Annotated in this window: 18 protein-coding genes, 1 other RNA gene and 1 pseudogene; 15 read left to right on the top strand and 5 right to left on the bottom strand. The window is 35.7% G+C overall.

Annotated elements, in window-relative coordinates; translation table 11 throughout:
* Positions 1–62: 62 nt before the first annotated feature.
* Positions 63–295: pseudogene (locus tag ACQKKK_RS16250) on the bottom strand (integrase core domain-containing protein); the annotation flags it as partial.
* Between the two features lie 71 nt (positions 296–366).
* Here ACQKKK_RS16250 and ACQKKK_RS16245 point away from each other — a divergent pair.
* Entirely contained in the window at positions 367–657 is a 291-nt protein-coding gene (locus tag ACQKKK_RS16245; protein WP_427617290.1) for a transposase, read from the top strand.
* Here the strand turns inward: ACQKKK_RS16245 and ACQKKK_RS16240 are convergent.
* Both ACQKKK_RS16240 and ACQKKK_RS16235 read right to left on the bottom strand, forming a co-directional pair.
* On the bottom strand, positions 619–861 hold the full coding sequence (locus ACQKKK_RS16240; RefSeq protein WP_427617288.1) for an IS3 family transposase: 243 nt from the start codon (positions 859–861) through the stop codon (positions 619–621). The genes ACQKKK_RS16245 and ACQKKK_RS16240 overlap by 39 nt on opposite strands.
* A gap of 91 nt (positions 862–952) precedes the next feature.
* Positions 953–1,192, bottom strand: coding sequence for a transposase (locus tag ACQKKK_RS16235; protein ID WP_427617286.1), 240 nt, complete (start codon positions 1,190–1,192; stop codon positions 953–955).
* Between the two features lie 156 nt (positions 1,193–1,348).
* Between ACQKKK_RS16235 and ACQKKK_RS16230 the strand changes: the two genes are divergently transcribed.
* The 7 genes from ACQKKK_RS16230 to ACQKKK_RS16200 all read left to right on the top strand — a co-directional run bounded on the left by ACQKKK_RS16230 (position 1,349) and on the right by ACQKKK_RS16200 (position 7,027).
* Positions 1,349–1,606 (top strand): hypothetical protein, encoded by a 258-nt coding sequence (locus tag ACQKKK_RS16230; RefSeq protein WP_427617284.1) that lies wholly within the window; start codon positions 1,349–1,351, stop codon positions 1,604–1,606.
* Between the two features lie 560 nt (positions 1,607–2,166).
* Positions 2,167–2,469, top strand: coding sequence for a WXG100 family type VII secretion target (locus tag ACQKKK_RS16225; protein ID WP_427617282.1), 303 nt, complete (start codon positions 2,167–2,169; stop codon positions 2,467–2,469).
* A 35-nt stretch (positions 2,470–2,504) separates the two neighbouring features.
* Positions 2,505–2,672, top strand: coding sequence for a hypothetical protein (locus ACQKKK_RS16220; protein ID WP_427617280.1), 168 nt, complete (start codon positions 2,505–2,507; stop codon positions 2,670–2,672).
* A gap of 223 nt (positions 2,673–2,895) precedes the next feature.
* Positions 2,896–4,143, top strand: coding sequence for a glycine zipper domain-containing protein (locus tag ACQKKK_RS16215; protein WP_427617278.1), 1,248 nt, complete (start codon positions 2,896–2,898; stop codon positions 4,141–4,143).
* A 9-nt stretch (positions 4,144–4,152) separates the two neighbouring features.
* Positions 4,153–4,950: a hypothetical protein gene (locus ACQKKK_RS16210; RefSeq protein ID WP_427617277.1), complete on the top strand. Its 798-nt coding sequence runs from the start codon at positions 4,153–4,155 to the stop codon at positions 4,948–4,950.
* 13 nt (positions 4,951–4,963) lie between these two features.
* The gene (locus ACQKKK_RS16205) at positions 4,964–5,521 is read left to right on the top strand and encodes a DUF5381 family protein (RefSeq protein WP_427617275.1); all 558 of its coding nucleotides are present in this window, start codon (positions 4,964–4,966) and stop codon (positions 5,519–5,521) included.
* A gap of 669 nt (positions 5,522–6,190) precedes the next feature.
* A complete protein-coding gene (locus ACQKKK_RS16200; protein WP_427617273.1) occupies positions 6,191–7,027 on the top strand; it encodes an SEC-C metal-binding domain-containing protein in 837 nt (278 codons plus the stop codon).
* Between the two features lie 375 nt (positions 7,028–7,402).
* On the opposite strand, the gene ACQKKK_RS16195 is transcribed toward ACQKKK_RS16200, so the two are convergent.
* On the bottom strand, positions 7,403–7,891 hold the full coding sequence (locus ACQKKK_RS16195) for a tyrosine-type recombinase/integrase (protein ID WP_427617460.1): 489 nt from the start codon (positions 7,889–7,891) through the stop codon (positions 7,403–7,405).
* Between the two features lie 253 nt (positions 7,892–8,144).
* On the opposite strand from ACQKKK_RS16195, the gene ACQKKK_RS16190 reads away from it, so the two are divergent.
* Both ACQKKK_RS16190 and ssrS read left to right on the top strand, forming a co-directional pair.
* A complete protein-coding gene (locus tag ACQKKK_RS16190) occupies positions 8,145–8,498 on the top strand; it encodes a Mur ligase domain-containing protein (RefSeq protein ID WP_427617271.1) in 354 nt (117 codons plus the stop codon).
* A gap of 137 nt (positions 8,499–8,635) precedes the next feature.
* Positions 8,636–8,822, top strand: a non-coding RNA gene (gene ssrS, locus ACQKKK_RS16185) — 6S RNA.
* A 182-nt stretch (positions 8,823–9,004) separates the two neighbouring features.
* On the opposite strand, the gene ACQKKK_RS16180 is transcribed toward ssrS, so the two are convergent.
* Positions 9,005–9,547 (bottom strand): ribonuclease H-like YkuK family protein, encoded by a 543-nt coding sequence (locus tag ACQKKK_RS16180; RefSeq protein WP_427617269.1) that lies wholly within the window; start codon positions 9,545–9,547, stop codon positions 9,005–9,007.
* Between the two features lie 581 nt (positions 9,548–10,128).
* Between ACQKKK_RS16180 and ACQKKK_RS16175 the strand changes: the two genes are divergently transcribed.
* The 5 genes from ACQKKK_RS16175 (at position 10,129) to ACQKKK_RS16155 (ending at position 14,011) form a co-directional block, all read left to right on the top strand.
* Positions 10,129–11,748 carry a family 14 glycosylhydrolase gene (locus ACQKKK_RS16175; protein WP_427617268.1) on the top strand — a complete coding sequence of 540 codons (1,620 nt, stop codon included), beginning with the start codon at positions 10,129–10,131 and terminating at the stop codon, positions 11,746–11,748.
* Positions 11,749–12,051: 303 nt separating this feature from the next.
* The gene (locus ACQKKK_RS16170; protein WP_427617266.1) at positions 12,052–12,477 is read left to right on the top strand and encodes an OsmC family protein; all 426 of its coding nucleotides are present in this window, start codon (positions 12,052–12,054) and stop codon (positions 12,475–12,477) included.
* Complete coding sequence (locus tag ACQKKK_RS16165; RefSeq protein ID WP_427617265.1) at positions 12,449–12,730, top strand: hypothetical protein; 282 nt, start codon at positions 12,449–12,451, stop codon at positions 12,728–12,730. The genes ACQKKK_RS16170 and ACQKKK_RS16165 overlap by 29 nt, the downstream gene beginning before the upstream one ends.
* Before the next feature lie 98 nt (positions 12,731–12,828).
* Positions 12,829–13,149 (top strand): hypothetical protein, encoded by a 321-nt coding sequence (locus ACQKKK_RS16160; RefSeq protein ID WP_427617263.1) that lies wholly within the window; start codon positions 12,829–12,831, stop codon positions 13,147–13,149.
* A gap of 400 nt (positions 13,150–13,549) precedes the next feature.
* Complete coding sequence (locus tag ACQKKK_RS16155; RefSeq protein WP_427617261.1) at positions 13,550–14,011, top strand: hypothetical protein; 462 nt, start codon at positions 13,550–13,552, stop codon at positions 14,009–14,011.
* Positions 14,012–14,038: the final 27 nt, after the last annotated feature.

The raw sequence follows: 14,038 nt of genomic DNA, 5'->3' as shown, positions 1-14,038 counted from the left end.
TGAAAAACCTAAATAAATCCTATGAATTTGAGTCAATATTTTGGACACAAAAAAGTTAAATCTTAAGCTGTATTTCTAATTTGATCTTCAATGCCTTGTGGGGTTTTATATCCTAAGCTGCTGTGAATTCTTTTTCGGTTATACCAACCTTCAATAAATTGGAACATTGTTAATTTTGCTGTTTGTAGTTTAGATACTGTACGTGGTTGACTTCTTCCTTCTTTAATATCGCATGAAAGGATTCAATACAGGCGTTATCGTACGGGCAACCTTTCTGGCTAAAGGATTGCTTAATATATTCGTTCTATTACTAAGAAAAAATACCGTCCTTATCCATCTAAAGAAAAGGTTATTCAGTTAGAAAATTTGCTTAAACGAGACTTTACCACCCAGACCATTAATGAGAAATGGGTAGCTGACATCACGTATATCCACACGTTAAAAGACGGATGGTGTTATTTAGCTTCTGTATTGGATCTTCATTCTAAGAAAATAGTAGGGTATTCATTTTCACGTTCAATGACGACAGAACTGGTCATAAAAGCTTTTAATAACGCACACTTATCACAAAAGCCCTCGGAGGGCTTAGTTCTTCATACGGATCTTGGCTCAGTTTACTCAACATATCCAAAACCATCTTCTTGCCTTGCTCATTAAACATTGAACACGCTTAAGACTTAGAGAAAACCCTTTGGTTAATAAGCTTTCATGAATCTTTGGAGCCCCATACCTTCCCTTACTTTCCAGGTAAATGAGATGAATTTCCTTCGTGAGTTCTTGGTTTTCCTGTTCACGATTGGATACGACTATTTGAAGGGACTGATAATGGCTGCTTCTTGGGATTTCTAGTATTTCACACATCTTCTGTATGGGATATTGTTTCTTGTGTTCCTCAATAAATTCGGTAAGATCTGTCTCGGTTACTTTTTCGCGAATATGGCCATAGTCTTTTTTAAGATTTCAACTTCTTTAACCGAAGGTTTTCCTTCTGTATCGCGGCTAATTTCTTTGGAGTCATGGACTCTTCTCCTAAACCGATTGGAGTAAATTCTTTAACCCATTTATAAATGGTAACTTCTGTTACGCCATATTCGCCGCTTAATTCTTTGACCGAATTACCCGAGTGATAAAGATCTACAATAGTCTTATTGAATTCATTATTATATTTTTTACCTGTATTCTTACGTTCCAAGACGGACACTTCCTCTCAAAAATCATTGTAAGGACTTAACTAAAATGTGTCCATGAAACTATACTAACTCCAGAAGAAAATACTATAAGGGACTTATACTATGCTCAATTAATTCAAACTTGTTTAAATGAGAATAATTTATTAAATGCCAATTATTTGCACAATCATTTAATAGAAATGACTTTAGCTAAGCGGGATAGTACTTGGACGATTTTCATCAATGAGCATCCAGAAATATTAAATAGGGTAACAGATTTACCACTATTTAAAAATAACCAAATACGTTTATCGTATTTAGTGGAAAAAGGAGCAGACATCAATGTTAAAGAAGATGAAGGAAATACTGCTCTCTCATTTGCAGAGCGATATGGAAACGAACTGGTAGTGTTATTTCTAAGAGAACAAGGCTCATAATGAATTACTTGAATTTACAAATATACAAACAAATGGGGGCTTTTCTTAATGCTGCTGCTGTTTTATTCTCTCATCACGATTTGGAGAGTGTTAAGACAGATAGAAGAAAGGCAAAAAAAGAATCGAAATGAAGCAAATGTGTAGTTTTACTTTAAAAAGAGAGCTGTTTTGCCTAAATAAGGAACCAAACTGTTCCCCTCCTGAATGAAACTGCAAGTCTCAATTCATCTATTACTCAAAAGTTCCTCAACCGAATACTTCTATAGCTTTCCAACCACCTTCATTTTTAACGGCAGAAATGGATAAACCTTCTTCCTCTGCATGAGGAAAATTGCAATTTTCCTCGTTATATCATGGCATATTTGCCAACTACACTCTTTATGTTAATAAAATAAAACATTATTCCTATATCTATTTCTTATTTCAATACTAGGGGCCTATGGAAGTGACTTAGTAATTATAGTAATATTTACTTATCTAAAATAGGGAATTGTTGTATTAAAATGGTATTTGAGAATAAATAGAGAAAAAGTACGTTGACTCAATAATGAGGTGAAAAGATGAATTCGGATAAAGTCAGAGCATTAACAAAAGTGTTTCAGGAATCTTCTGAGGAATTAAAATTAGATCAATCAAAATTAATGCAGAGTATACATACAAATACGGAGACATGGGCTGGCGAAGCCCGGAAAAAATTTGATTCAATACTAGATGAAGCAGCTGTCCTATTTCAAAGACATTCAGACAATCTTTATCAAATAAGTAGAGAATTAGAAAGCGCAGCAAATGATGTTGACAAAGTGAGAGAAGAGATTGAAAGACAAAGAGAATTAGAGCGCCTTGCTTGTCTGAAGGATGAGTAGGAACAAAATGAATGAAGGATATAAAGAGGTGTCATATGAAACCGAAGAATAGGGATCGTAAAAGTTTGGAAGAGGAAGGCTGGATCCTCCCGGATAAGAATAAGCAAAATAAAGATGGTAGTTTACTCCCCGGCTGCGGTGGTTTTTTTATTTTGTTCATTCAATTTGGTGTTTTGGCACATCAAATAATCATTCTTTTTTAAGCATACCTTATGTCCGCTAAAGTTTTACAACTGTACTTGCCAATATGATAATTGTTTTGAGAGGTTTAAAATGGCTCGTAATAACAAGGAATGGATGAAAATTGGGTACCGAGTTGTGTCGACCTATTTATCCTGACTTTACAGATTATTCTATTAGGACATCACTTTTTTCATAGTATATAGATGAAATAGTTCATAAAGGAAAAGAAAAGAGGATGATACAGTGGGGAATAAAATTTCAGTAGACCCAGATCGTTTAGAAGATTTAGCAAATGAGTTTGTCTCGCACTTGTCAAAAATTGAAGAAGAATACAAGAGTCTTCATTTGGAACTAGTGAACCTAATTAGCAGTGCTCCAGCAGAGTATAGTCATTGTTTTTATCAAGTAGGAGATCCGTGGGGAACAGGAAATCAATTAGTTGACCTTCTGAGTGAAATGGAGATCGACCTTCGAATGACCGCCAATAAAATTTCCGATGCTGATAACTTAGTTGGTCAACTTTATAAACTGCATGAGAAATATGGAGCGCTCACTGCGATGGGTGCTTTAGTATCAAAGCAGCTGGCATTTTATGGGCTAGGTTTTACGCAATTTATCAAAAATAGTGATGATGTCTATATGTATAAACATATGAATGCCCTAAATAAACTAACAGATGTAGTCGATAATTCCAAATTTCGTAATGTAGCAAGAGCCTATTTAAATCCAACCTTTTTATTGAAAAAATATAGAGATGTTCCATTTGCTGATTTAGTTCACAAAAAGGTTGCTAAATATCTTCCTGGTGATGTTGTTAAGTATACAGATAGTTCAAAGGCATTATTTGAAGGGATTAAGCATCGAGCATTGGACTCTACAACGTTTAAATCATTTCTTCAGACGGGAGCGAAATTTGCCAAAACCAACGCTGTTAGTGCAGTACTAGTAACAGGAGTAATGGAAGCAGGCGGAATGGGACTGAAAATTTCCGAAAACTATGCGAAATATGGAAATAATCTAGAGGTCTTAAAGCGAGAAAATGCAAAAGCGGTAGGAAATGCAGTGAATAATACCGTAGCGATTTCTGGAGGTTCCATTGCGGGAGCAGTCGTAGGAGGTGCTCTAGGAACTTTAGTAGGCCCAGTCGGTACGGTTATAGGAGCCGCTGCAGGTTCATTTGTAGGAGGACTTGTTGGAGAGCAAGCGGCTAAACTTACGGCAGGTATAGCAGAGAAAGCAGCGATTGTCATTAAAGAACCTATACATGATGGGCTTGAACTGATTAAAGGTGGTTTGGAGAAAGCTGGGAAAGTTGTTGAAGGGGTTAATAATGGTGCTGATTTCGTAAATGATCAAATTAAGGATACTATTGCTGACCCAATAAGGAAGGTGGGGGAAATTGGTAAGGGGTTAACGAAAGCAAAAGAAACAGCGAGTTCCCTTGCCGATGGAGCAAAAGATTTTTTTGAGGATAAATTTTCATTTTTTTAAGGAGGATATATGAATACCATTCAATTAAGTATTGAAGAGTTACTTTTTTCATTTTATAGTGAAGGTTTATTTGAACAAGGAATGTCGATTAAGGAAGCCTATTTTCTAACGCTTCAAGATGCCGAGTTGAAATTAATGCTAGAAATTGCCTCTCGCTCTTTGTTAGCAAAAGATATGTTAAAGGAAGTAGATAATCAATATAAGTTAAAAGATGAATTTGCTGCCTATATTCATACATTGAATAATGCAGAAAGTACCGTAAACGCTTCTAAACATCAGCCAGACTTAAATGGAGAAGATAGTATTTCCTTTCATTTTAAAAATGGAGAGGTTTATTTACATAAAGTATTGTACGATCATCAAGTTCACTCTATTTCTAAGCTGCCGAAAGAAGAAATCCTTTCAGTTATAAGCGGTTTTTTCCATTTCCATACGTTAGAAAAGCAAGGTGAAGTTATTCTTCAGTTAAAAAGTGAAGAATTTGAAGAACTTTTAGAAGATGTAAGTCAATCTCATTCTTTACCGGAGTCAATTGTTCAGAAATGGGTAAGTAAAAAGGGAGAGTCTACTAGTATCTTAGAGTTTTTAAATGATATTTCGAATAGAAACGGTAAAATGGATAGTTTAGTAAGCTTAACGTATGACTCAGAGAATAACCCTGACCTAAAAGATCTCTATTTTATGATTCCAGGAAAGAATGAATGTTGGCTAGCTACAAGGGACAACAACCTTGACCTAAGTATTCAGAGAGCAAATGAGGCATCTATTAATCAACTATTATTAGCCAACAAGATTCTTCCAGCTTAAGGAGGTGCATTATTTGGTAAACGTTAAGAAAGAAAATAACACCATTCAGATAAAAGGGTCAAAGTTCATGTACGGGTGGATGTTTCTTGCGACTGTAGGTTTTTTAATTGCTTGTTTTTTCTTAATCATACACGGTTTGAAATTTGAGTCCAAGTATTCTTTATTTTACCTTGGTGGTGGTGTCATCTTTACTCCTTTTTACCTTTACCTATCGCTTTGGTCACTTCCAGGTTTTATTCCAGGAAAGGTCCTGTTAACGATTGTCCAAGGTGAAAATGGTACGATTAAGTCGAAGAAAGGTACAGTTTATATTAAGAATATCCGGAATATCGATTTAGTAAGAAATCCACTGAATTTAATCAATGATATAGTCATTGACACCCTTGATAACAAAACCATAAAAATTCGTACGTATAATTTACTTGATGACCTGGATTATCAGGTGGTCGTTGATCAATATCTTTATCCCTATATTACAGAAAATGCAAAAAAAGTATGGGATCGTAAGGTGGATTTAGATAAATTGCAAAGAGTAGCCAAATACGAGCGGCAAGAGCAGAAAATTGATTAACGATCATTCAAATTAAAAGATCTCAGTCCAAAGCTTGTGATTCGCGTCCAATTGTCTTTTTCATTATCGATGATACACAATGTAAAAAGGATTGTTCATATGCTAGTACTTTTATGTCAAAGAGTTTAAACAAAAATTGAGCGGTAAAAACAACTTCTAATTCAATTTGTTTGCGGTCTCTACAAGTCATGTAGAGTGTGTAATCATTACAACAAAGCGATGCATGTAGAATTTGCATCGCTTTGTTGATTTGTGAGTAATTCCATATCGAATAACTGCTAACATTTTGCTAACGAAATATAATAAATTATGTTAAATCCAAGTAAAAGATGTTACAGCTAGCACGAGCAAAACTTTGATTTCATGCTGTTTCTTTCTACTGTTGTTAAACATATTACACTTTGAAACCACATGGGCGGCATGATGTAATGATTCAAAAAGCCAAAACCAGTCCCACCAGTCACTTCGCACGATAGCATAACATCCTCTTTAGAATCTTGTTGGTGTCATTAATTAGTTAACTTGTATTACAAGTGACCTCCAACTCAAAAGAGAAGGATCTTTTTATTTGTTTGTATGGAAGTTTATATTAAAAAGGCCAGAAGGAATTTTAAATTTTTTAGAGAAATGTTTTGTAGTGATAACTCTGTTCAAGGAGGAAATATTTTAATGACTACATTATCAAATAACAAAATTTCAAGAAATGACCCATGTTTTTGTGGAAGTGGAAAAAAGTATAAGAAGTGTCACAGTGATGTTCATTTAGAATCTAAAGCTGCAAATGTAATTAATTTATACAAAGAGATTAATGATAAAGTTAAAACTTATCAGGAAGAAACAGGAAATATCTCATCTTGTTATAATGGCTGTTCTAATTGTTGCTATGACAGTTTTCCTATATCAGAAATTGAATTTGAATTAATCATGAGGGAAATGAAAAACTGGAAAAATGATAAGGTACAAGAATTATATGACCGAGCTTTAGAGCAATGTAAACAACAAGAAACAGACCATCCGGATATATGGGAAAACTTACAGAGTTACGCTCATGCAAATTCAGGAATTATTCTTAAGCAGCAACTAAACCATGGGAGAATATACCGTAATAGTTTTCCTTGTCCACTATTAGATCCAGAGACGAATTCATGTATGGTATATAATTCGCGTCCGCTTATTTGTAGAACATTTGGGAGTACACATATGAAAGCACAATCAAATGAATTGTATCAAGTTTGTGAATACATCCCAAATTCTAAGGAATTAGAAACTACAACCCCAGCTGTAGATGATGAACGTATCAAGGGGGTTGAAATAACAAACTTAAAAGCTCCAAATGGTCAAATAGGACACCTTAGACCATATCCTATCTATTATTGGTTCCATATCTTCTATGCTCGTACAGAAAAGAAAGTTGCACAGTATAATCATTATGATAGCACTACAAATTTCGATATGCCAATGGATCAAGCTGATTATTATATGTTAAAAGGTTTTAATAGTATTTAATTTTTAAATATGTATTGATAAAATGGATGTAAGTGTACATTTGCTTTTGGTGCGAGACAAAACCATTGTTTTATATTCCCTGAATAACAGTTAATAAATTTTAGCTTTCTCTGTAGCAATGAAAGAATTAAAAGCCGGCAGACATCCAAGTAAGGAAACTAAAATATCTAAGTATCGAGGTACGAAAAATTGGCTTTTAATTTAAGAATTGACTAATAATATTATAGGCCCTTTGTAAAGAGCTTTTCTTAGCAATTATTACAGGTATTTATCTCCCATTTATTTAGCCTTAACAAGTCCAAAAGCATGGTATCTAATATTTTCATTTCTATGTACAAACAAAAAGAGAAGACGAGAAAATCTTCTCTTTTTCCGTTATTTAATCCATTTCACAATAATTGGTTCTTCTCTCAGCAGTTCCGCAGCCTTTTTAGCCTTCTCCTGCTCAGGGTTTGTATATAAGGCAGCCGTTGTGGTTGAAGTATGACCAAGTTGAGTCATCAGTAAATGAATATCTCCTGATTGCTCCATAAAGTTCGTCCCATATGTATGCCTAAGTTTGTGTGGGGACATGGATTTATTGGACTTAAAGGCTTTCGTGTATTTCTTTACTAAAGCCTCGATGGCGCGGTTGGAAAGGGAAGTGGCTCCATCATTCACCCTCGTCAAGAATACATAGGCCGCATCATCGTTTGAGCCCCTATAACGTTCCGTTCGCACAGCTAGGTAATCTTTTATGTCCTGCATGGACGGAGGAGAGACTGCCACTACATCCTTTTTACCACCCTTACGCAAAACGTGTATTTGCTTTTCCTCGAAATCCAAGTCCCGTAGCCTTAAGTTGGATAACTCATTAACCCGTATTCCGCTTCCTAAGAAGAGAGATAAAATCGAAAATCACGTTCCTTGTCCCTTTTAAAATTACATAATGTACGGGCTTTTAGTAATGGCTTCAATCTACTTTGGCGGACTCAACCTGAAAACATTTTTTACCAACAAACAAATTTTATATTAATAATTATTTTTAGAGTACCTGTTAATACTAATAATGGCATGTGAATTAAGAAGGTTTTTCAAAAGACAGGTGAATAGCTTAAATGAAAAAGGAGAAAAGTTAATGTACCTTAAGGACGTAATATATGAAGCAATAAACTGGGATTTGCCGAAGGACGTTGAAGATATATCCATTACAGGTGTCTCCGATAACTCAAAAGAAATAAAAAATGGATACCTTTTTGTTGCCGTAAACGGAGATAAAGAGGATGGCCATAATTACATTAAAGATGCAATTTGTAAAGGGGCTTCGGTTGTGATTGGCGATCGCGATATAAAAGGATTGGATGTTCCTTATCTACGAGTGGAGAACAGCAGTAAAGCATTAGGGGTAATCGCGAAAAGGTTTTATGGAGATCCCAGCAATCATCTGCAAAATAAAGACCAAGGGGTTATTATCAGTTATTTTGATCAATAGTTTGATCCTAACGAATGTTTTTATTAAGATATAAAGGGATAATAGGGCGTCCTTTCCAATCTAAAGCCAATTTGAAAGGTCATTGGTATGGCGAATATTACCATTGTGAGATATAAGGAATTCAGGTAATATACTATTACAAGCTGTACTGTTCGTAATGATATTTAAGTTTTAACCTTTAAGCTGTAATAGGGAGTTTTATATTGAAACAGGAATGTTATGCCTCGTCACTGACTTGGACAACAGGATTTTTTCTGCAAACACCCACTTTGAGGAGTGGTGGTTTAAAACTTTCTTACTGAATACGGCAATGGCGGCTTATGTTGAAACCGGTCTCGTCTGAGACCGGTTTTTTGCGTTATTCAGAGCAACGTACGAGGAATATATGTACAACTTTGTAGTTTGAAAAAAGAACAGGAAATTTCCAACCCATATTGTTCTAATATAATTTATTTTCATCCATCTTACCCACTCACAGATCAGGCTTCTTGATGTTTTGGAGGCATTTACTCTTGCTTTGTATACCGGTTGGCATAACTTGAAGCAACGAAAGCATTGGGTTTAATTTTAGGTTCGACTCCCATGGATTCCATCCTGGTTACCATTTCATTAACAAACTCACTGGTTTTGTTCCGCTTTCCAATCCCGATATCAATATGCCCTTCCATAATGAACGTTGCCCCTTGATATACAGAAGGCAAGACAATATCGATTAACTGATTTTTTCTTTCTTCCGTAAACATGGATACGATCTCCTCAGTTAACGACAATTCATGGGAAATACGTTCATGTAATTGCATCATCCTTCTAGGAATCATCACTTTCCTAATACAACCCCATACACCGTTCCCGACCTGACGAATCACGATTCCTGTAATGAATACTGTATGTTTTTTATGTACTTGCGAATCTGTACCGACCATTAATCGATATTCACCGGAAGGATTTAATTTCATGAACTCTACAATATGAACGAATACCTCTTCAAAGGACATGTCTTTTTCCTGAAGATTTTGAAATGGATTATTATGAATTGGATATTGCCTCATATTATTGCACCCAACCTTTCCCCGGCTATAATCTGATTATTAAATCACTACATGCCGCTCATAACTCATCTTATGAAGGAGGTCCTTGTTTCGTGCCGAGGGAAAATCATGTCTTCAAATGAAAAATAGTCCCCGTTTGAAGGTAAATCAAGAATGAACGCCTATTATTAACGCTTATGAAAATGAAAGAAATAATAAACTTGATAGAACATCCATTAGGTATATTTTCGTTTTCTAAAGAAATTGGTTTTATTACAGGAATTGTGGAGTTGGCGGATTCTTGGTTCCAAACATACTCGGAACAGATAACTGGGACATAAACTCAATTATTTATCGAGTTTGTCTGCAGTCTGCTGGATAGTCTCTTATAGGACTATCCATTTACCTTTTTTAAGGAATTGAACTTAATTTTCATCTCCCCATTTCTGTATTCCCCGACAAAGCAATTGATAAATATTCCCAAAACAAATATACTTTCAAGTAAAGGAATGATTTTATTAGACCAATGGATGTAAGTGGTTTCAAAATATCTGAAAATTCCCACAAAATGAAGAAGTTATAGGTGAAAGGTTGGTGTTTTAATGAAACAATTATCTATTGGAGTTTTTACCTTTATGATGTATTTTGTTCCTTTATCAAGTACTTCACCTGGATTAGCAGAAGTAAAACCCGATTACAAGCTTTATGTGATGGCCCCATTAAGTGAAATAACAGATTGGGAGGCATTTGAAGCTGAGTTGATTCAGTTGAAGGAGAATGGAGTATATGCAATAACGACAGATATCTGGTGGGGATTAGTCGAGAGTAAAAAAGATAATCAGTTTGACTGGTCCTATTATAAAAAGTATGCGGAGGTAGTGAAAGCTTCCGGTTTAAAATGGGTGCCCATTTTGTCTACACATCAATGCGGCGGTAATGTGGGGGATGATTGTAACTATCCCATCCCGAGTTGGCTCTGGAAAAAAGACTCTCCCGAGAACATGGCATTCAAAAGTGAAAGTGGTTTCTGGAATAAAGAAGTACTTGCTCCTTGGTGGGAAGGTACAGCCGATCAGTACGCCGAATTGTACAAATCCTTTGCAAAGAACTTTGCTGATAAGAAAGATTTAATAGCTAAAATATATCTAAGTGCAGGTCCAGCTGGGGAACTAAGATATCCCTCTTATCAAAATGCAGATGACTGGGATTATCCTGAAAGGGGACAGCTTCAAGTTTATACAGAAGGAGCGAAACGGGATTTCAGGCTTACCATGAGGGAAAAGTATTTAACCATAAAAAAGTTAAATGCTGCTTGGGGGAAAAAGTATAAAAACTGGAAGGAGATTCAGCCGCCAGGAAACGGGGATGAATTTTTCACCAAAGGAGGAGCAATCGACACACAATTTGGAAATGACTTTATGCAGTGGTATCAAGGAGCACTTGAAAAGCATCTTTCAAAAATCTCGAAAGTTGCCCATGAACATTTCGATGAAGTATTTGCCGTACCAATCGGAGCTAAAATTTCAGGTGTACATTGGAAAATGAATGATCCAGTCATGCCGCATTCAGCAGAGTATAGTGCCGGATACCATAACTACTCCAAACTACTGAATCAGTTTAAGAAATCGAATATGGCCCTCACGTTCACCTGTTTGGAAATGGGAGATCAAGACGCACATAATGCACCAGCCTATAGCGCTCCTAAAACGTTGGTGACCCATATTGCCACTTTAGCCAATGAAAAAGGAATTTCTTTAAACGGGGAAAACGCACTCCCCTTGATCAATAATGAATGGGGCTTTGACAATATAGCCGAAATGGTTTTTAACTATGATTTTGAGGGATTTACCTTGCTGAGGATGTCATATTTATTCGACGATGAAGGAAATCCAACAAATGAGTTCAGGATGATGACGGATAAATTGGAAGGCAAGTCGATTCCAGTTACATTCACAGTTGAAAATACACCTGTCACACAGGGAGTTTACTTAATAGGAGATAGAGGAGAAATCGGCAGATGGAATGTTGAAGATTACGAATATAAACTCACGCAAAACACAGAAGGCAGCTGGAGTGGAACATTCCGTTTAGCCGCAGATCGACTCTATGAATTCAAGTTCGTCATGAAAGATGAAAATGGCAATATTACTTGGCAAAAAGGGGAAAATAATAATTATAAAACTCCTTTAAATGGAACAGGAAACTATAAAACCTCATGGTAATGGATATATACAGGGTCATGAGGAAATGGTGACTTCCATTTTGTAAGCCCTAATCAGTATGACTAACTAATTAGGGCTTGTGGGAAGTATATAAGATATGGAAAGTTTTCAAAACCTAATTCACTTGATATTTGTGTACTAACCGTCCCATTTCTCTTTAATCGTTCTGTGCAGTGAAATCCCAATTTTGAATAAAAACTGGATAAATATTAGTGGAAATTGATTTAATTGATTTGTAATTACATTAAATAAACATGTGGACTTTTTTTGGATGGAAAAACAAGAAAGGGAGGAATTTAATAAATGAAGACAATGATTACATGGACAGGGGAAATGGCCTTCTCTGGCACAACCCCGTCGGGACATGAATTAAAGATGGATGCTGCCAAAGAAACAGGAGGAAAAAATAGTGGAGCAAGACCCACAGAGTTACTTTTACATTCTCTTGCCGGGTGTACTGGAATTGATATTGTAATGATTTTAAAAAAAATGCGACTTGAAACAATGGGGTTTCAAATAGAAATAGAAGGGTCACGGGCAGAAAATCACCCAAAACGGTTTACCGATTTCCATATCCACTATTTACTGCAGGGCGAACTGCCTGAAGATAAAGTGGTCCGTGCGATTCAACTATCGAAAAATACGTACTGTTCAGTATATCACTCATTAAATGCCAACATAAAAATGAGCTATTCGATAAATGGCGTTAAAGGAAACCAAGAAATATAAAGTTAATTTAAGGGCTATCATTTACCATAAATTGGTTTTTACATTTATTAAGAAAAACAGCCTTCATTTCCTTAAAGAAATGGAGGCTGTTTTTGTGGTTGGAATGAACATCCTGATTAACAGAATGAATCTTTTGGTGCCAGATTTACGTAAAGAGGGCAAAAAAATTAAAATTTCTTCCCTAATTTGTAGCTCAGGAAAGCTCACCTGCCATTGTTCTGAACCATTTATCGGTATAGATGGGTTTATTTAGACAGCAAGTAATCAAAATGTAATCGTTTGTCATTGGAATGCCCTTGATGTTAAGTGTTTATCGATATAAACTTTATATACGATTGAGGAGTGGTTAAGTTGAAAGAGATTACAATAGACAAATTAGCATTTAAAGATCATTTATCGATGATTGAACAATTTTCATTGAAAGATTTCATGTTTAAGTGGCTAGGTAGCCCCGAAGAAGGATTAGATGATTTACTTCCGCTTAAATACACAGATCATGTCTTTGCAAAAATGGAAACGACATTGGAAACAAAAATAAAGATCCACGGTGACGAGACCTTTAGATATGTAACCATTACCGAAGATAATCAAATTGTAATAGGCGGGTTAGACTCGAATCAAGAATTAAAGTTTAGAATTTTGTCCCTGGAGGAGCGTTTGAAAAGCTACTAAAAGGTTTAAAATGCTTTGCTTTGCATACCCGTCCAGACTGAAACATATTTTAGATAAAAATAGGGCCGTTCCTTATCATTTAAGGAATGGTCTTATTAATGTATTTTTATAATATTAATAGATGCTTCCATACCATTTATGGTTTTGAACGGGATTCCAAAGTAAAAGGAAACGTCTGTAATTAACCAATTTTATTCTTACTCCGGGCCGGTAATATTAGAACCATGGGTGAGATATGCCGCTTGTTCGTTTTATTCCTAACCTTTTGCTGAGGTGGGAGGGTAACTCTTTAATGCTTAGAAGTCTTTGGATTTATTTTACAAAAAATAAACGATTATTGATTTGTCTTAGTGTATTATAAAGTAGTGGAGTTGATTAAATCACTTGAGGGGGAATCGGGATGGGTGAGACGGTGGCTAGTTCAATAAAAATGATTTTGAATGAAACGTTTGAGGGACCGGGAAAGGAAGGGAGCTATTATACTGATTCAAGACCGAATACAGGGGTTTTTGGGACACTTGATGGTATAACTGCAGAAGACGCTTCACTTTCCATAAATGGTTCAACAATAGCTGCTCACACAGACCACATACGATATTATTTATGGGTGATCCGAACCATGATCAATGGCACTGACTTTGAAAAAGATTGGAACGCAAGCTGGACCATTTCTCATGTTGATGAGGTGGAATGGGCAGAAATCAAGGTGGGATTACATAAAGAATATGTAACACTTTTGGCAGAAATCGATACAATCGATTTAGAGCAATGGCTGACAAATGTAAATGCGACCATTGCCCACTCGGCTTATCATCTTGGAGCCTTACGGCAAATGTTAAAAACCCTTGAAGCGGAAAAATAATAGAACGTATTTATATAAATGCATACT

Source organism: Peribacillus sp. NPDC006672, assembly GCF_050274955.1.
GTDB lineage: Bacteria > Bacillota > Bacilli > Bacillales > DSM-1321 > Peribacillus.
Note: the sequence above shows the minus strand (reverse complement) of the source record. Positions and strands in the feature narration are given on the sequence as shown.

Bases quoted from the DNA above. Each gene is read 5' to 3' on its own strand.
- ACQKKK_RS16165 (WP_427617265.1), top strand. From the start codon at position 12,449: ATGGCGTTAAAGGAAACCAAGAAATATAAAGTTAATTTAAGGGCTATC.
- ACQKKK_RS16210 (WP_427617277.1), top strand. From the start codon at position 4,153: ATGAATACCATTCAATTAAGTATTGAAGAGTTACTTTTTTCATTTTAT.
- ACQKKK_RS16225 (WP_427617282.1), top strand. From the start codon at position 2,167: ATGAATTCGGATAAAGTCAGAGCATTAACAAAAGTGTTTCAGGAATCT.
- ACQKKK_RS16170 (WP_427617266.1), top strand. From the start codon at position 12,052: ATGAAGACAATGATTACATGGACAGGGGAAATGGCCTTCTCTGGCACA.
- ACQKKK_RS16180 (WP_427617269.1), bottom strand. From the start codon at position 9,547: ATGAGGCAATATCCAATTCATAATAATCCATTTCAAAATCTTCAGGAA.
- ACQKKK_RS16240 (WP_427617288.1), bottom strand. From the start codon at position 861: ATGTGTGAAATACTAGAAATCCCAAGAAGCAGCCATTATCAGTCCCTT.
- ACQKKK_RS16200 (WP_427617273.1), top strand. From the start codon at position 6,191: ATGACTACATTATCAAATAACAAAATTTCAAGAAATGACCCATGTTTT.
- ACQKKK_RS16155 (WP_427617261.1), top strand. From the start codon at position 13,550: ATGGGTGAGACGGTGGCTAGTTCAATAAAAATGATTTTGAATGAAACG.
- ACQKKK_RS16220 (WP_427617280.1), top strand. From the start codon at position 2,505: ATGAAACCGAAGAATAGGGATCGTAAAAGTTTGGAAGAGGAAGGCTGG.
- ACQKKK_RS16175 (WP_427617268.1), top strand. From the start codon at position 10,129: ATGAAACAATTATCTATTGGAGTTTTTACCTTTATGATGTATTTTGTT.
- ACQKKK_RS16190 (WP_427617271.1), top strand. From the start codon at position 8,145: ATGTACCTTAAGGACGTAATATATGAAGCAATAAACTGGGATTTGCCG.